At 71.6% G+C, this 3,142-nt stretch carries 4 protein-coding genes; 3 read left to right on the top strand and 1 reads right to left on the bottom strand.

Features of this window, described 5'->3' with window-relative positions:
• A partial coding sequence (locus CCN33_RS25195) for a rhomboid family intramembrane serine protease (protein ID WP_086695763.1) occupies positions 1 to 580 on the top strand: 580 nt, incomplete at its 5' end.
• Positions 581 to 590: 10 nt separating this feature from the next.
• Here CCN33_RS25195 and hemE read toward each other — a convergent pair.
• Entirely contained in the window at positions 591 to 1,658 is a 1,068-nt protein-coding gene (gene hemE / locus CCN33_RS25190) for a uroporphyrinogen decarboxylase (RefSeq protein WP_086695762.1), read from the bottom strand.
• Between the two features lie 98 nt (positions 1,659 to 1,756).
• Between hemE and CCN33_RS25185 the strand changes: the two genes are divergently transcribed.
• Together CCN33_RS25185 and CCN33_RS25180 are read left to right on the top strand one after the other, a co-directional pair.
• Positions 1,757 to 2,440 carry a DUF3000 domain-containing protein gene (locus tag CCN33_RS25185; protein ID WP_086695761.1) on the top strand — a complete coding sequence of 228 codons (684 nt, stop codon included), beginning with the start codon at positions 1,757 to 1,759 and terminating at the stop codon, positions 2,438 to 2,440.
• Positions 2,441 to 2,747: 307 nt separating this feature from the next.
• The coding region (locus CCN33_RS25180; RefSeq protein ID WP_140394669.1) for a response regulator at positions 2,748 to 3,142 on the top strand (395 nt) is incomplete at its 3' end.

Below are 3,142 nucleotides of genomic sequence, written 5' to 3'. Positions count from 1 at the left end.
GGCCGGGCCGGGGTGTGTGATGGGGGCGCCGGGGTACGACAAGTCGCCGGCGCTGTCGGTGGTGACGGCGATGTTCCTGCACGGCGGCTGGCTGCACCTGCTGGGCAACATGCTGTTCCTGCTGATCTTCGGCAACAACGTCGAGGACCGCATGGGCCACGTCCGCTTCGCGCTGTTCTACCTCGTCTGCGGATACGCGGCGAGCTACGGCTTCGCCCTGCTCAACGCCGAGTCCGGGGACCCGCTGATCGGCGCGTCCGGCGCGATCGCGGGGGTGCTCGGCGCGTACCTGGTGCTGTATCCGAAGGCCAGGGTGTGGGTGCTGGTCCCGTTCCTGGTCTTCCTGCCGCTCCGGCTGCCCGCCTGGATCGTGCTGGGCTTCTGGTTCGGCCTCCAGGCCGTGTACTCCTCGGGCCGCGGCGTCGAGGCCGGCACCGGCACGGTGGCGTATGCGGCGCACGTGGTGGGCTTCGTGGCCGGGATGCTGCTCGCCTGGCCGCTGAAGGCCGGCACGCCGCCCCCGCCGGAGCCGGGCCGCCTGCTGTTCGGCAGGCGGGCGCGGCACCGTCAGGCGTGGTGAGCGGAAGAAGTCAGCGGGCGCTCGCCCGGTGGACGTAGTCGACCAGGTGGGTCAGCGCGTCCGGCTCGATGTTGGGCATGACGCCGTGGCCGAGGTTGAAGACGTGGCCCTCCAGTCCGGCGGCCGCGTCCAGCACCTCCTGCGCCTTGGCCTCGACCGTCCTGCGGTCGGTGAACAGCACCGTCGGGTCGAGGTTGCCCTGCAGCGCCTTTCCGGGACCGACGCGGCGCGCGGCCTCGTCCAGCGGGACCCGCCAGTCGACGCCGACGACGTCCGCGCCCGCCTCACCCATGAGCTTCAGCAGCTCGCCGGTGCCGACACCGAAGTGGATGCGCGGGACGCCGTACCCGGCGACGGCGTCGAAGACCTTCGCGGAGGCGGGCATCACCGAGGCGCGGTAGTCGGCGGGGGCCAGCGCGCCCGCCCAGGAGTCGAAGACCTGCACCGCCGAGGCACCGGCTGCGATCTGCACCTTCAGGAACGCGGCCGTGATGTCCGCGAGGCGGTCCAGCAGGTCGGCCCACAGCTCGGGGTCGCCGTACATCATCGCCTTGGCGTTCTCGTACGTGCGCGAGGGGCCGCCCTCGACCAGGTAGCTGGCGAGGGTGAAGGGAGCGCCCGCGAAGCCGATCAGCGGGGTGGACCCCAGCTCACGGGTGAGCATGCCGACCGCCTCGGTGACGTAGGACACGTCCTCCGGGGTGAGGTCGCGCAGCCGGTCGAGGTCGGCGCGGGTGCGCACCGGCTCGGCGACGACCGGGCCGACGCCGGGCTTGATGTCGAGGTCGACGCCGATGGCCTTGAGCGGGACGACGATGTCGCTGTAGAAGACCGCCGCGTCCACGTCGTGCCTGCGCACCGGCTGGAGCGTGATCTCGGTGACCAGCTCGGGCCGCGTGCAGGACTCCAGCATCGGGATGCCCTCGCGCACCTTGCGGTACTCCGGCAGGGACCGGCCGGCCTGGCGCATGAACCACACCGGGGTGTGCGGCACGGGCTCACGCCTGCACGCCTTGAGGAAGGCGCTGTCGTACGTCGCTGTGGGCTGCTGGCCCGTGGGGATCGCGTTGGCACTCACGTCGGCAAGTCTCGCACGGTCCGCGCGGCGGAAGTGCCGCCGCCCTCGGAGGGTGTCATGCCCTGCACGAAGGCCCGCTTCCCCTTACTCTTCCCCGCATGGCCGCGGCTCAGGGACGATCGTCGGACGGCACCGGCGGAATGGACGACGTGACAGACACGCAGGCGGAGGAGAAAGGGGGAGCCGGGGTGCCAGAGGTCCCCTCAGCCTTCAGCAGCGCGGTGGAGGCGCTGCGGAACGCGCGGCTGCGGCCGCAGGTGGAGGTGGAGCCGACGCCCGCCCCGCAGCGGCTGGCGCCGTACGCGCACGCGCTGGAGGCCGTCGTGCTCGACGGTGAGCAGGAGCTGGCCGACGGCCGGCTGGTCCTGCTGCACGACCCGGCCGGCCACGAAGCCTGGCACGGCACCTTCCGCCTGGTGACCCTGGTACGGGCGGAGCTGGAGCCCGAGATGGCGGCCGACCCGCTGCTGCCGGAGGTGTGCTGGTCCTGGCTGACCGGCGCTCTCCAGTCGCGCGGACTCACCTACGGCGAGCCGAGCGGCACGGTCACCCGCGCGAGTTCCCACTACTTCGGCGGGCTGTCGGAGCGGCCGCCCGCCTCGCAGATCGAGATCCGGGCCTCCTGGACGCCGCTCGAAGGACTGGGCGGCGTGCCGGACACCGCCGCGCACCTCGCCTCCTGGTGCGATCTGCTGGCCCAGGTCGCCGGGCTGCCCCCGGCCGCGCCGGGCGACGGCTCGGTGGTGACCCTGCCGCAGCGCCGGGGTCCGCAGTCCCGCTAGCCCCCCGGGCTGATCATCTTCTCAGCGCCCCGCCGGGATCGGCGGGGCGCTGCTTTGTGATCACTTCCCGAACCATCACTTTGTCGATACGGCCACTTTCCGTACTCGAATCGCCTCACCCCGGAGCCGATTCGATCTTCGGATGATCGATCGCGTGTCCGAATTGCACAGATTGTGACTCACTAGATCGTGATCATTCTCTAAAGGCGGACGGGTTTGCTGCCGAAGACGACTGTGACCTTGAAAGCACGGTTCCTCCCGGCTTCTTCCCCACAAGCCGGCCCCGTCCCCCCACCCAGGAGGCCTGGTGTCCGTTCTCCTCGAGCAGCCCGCAAGCCTGGTCGCCTACCGCCCGAACAAGCCGACCGCCATGGTGGTCGTGGCCGACCCCCGCGTCCGTTCCACCGTCACCCGCCATCTGTGGGCCCTCGGTGTGCGCGACGTGATCGAGGCCTCGTCCGTCGCGGAGGCTCGTCCCCGCATCGGCAACCCGCGCGACATCTGTGTCGCAGACGTCCACCTGCCCGACGGTTCCGGCCTCACCCTGCTGTCCGAGACCCGTGCCGCGGGCTGGCCCAACGGCCTCGCCCTGTCCGCAGCCGACGACATCGGCGCCGTCCGCAACGCCCTCGCCGGGGGCGTGAAGGGCTACGTCGTCACCGGCACCCGTACCAACATCGGCCTGCCCACCCGCCCCGGCGC

This window comes from Streptomyces recifensis, from assembly GCF_002154615.1.
Lineage (GTDB): Bacteria > Actinomycetota > Actinomycetes > Streptomycetales > Streptomycetaceae > Streptomyces > Streptomyces griseoluteus.
This window is presented reverse-complemented; position numbering and strand designations above follow the sequence as displayed.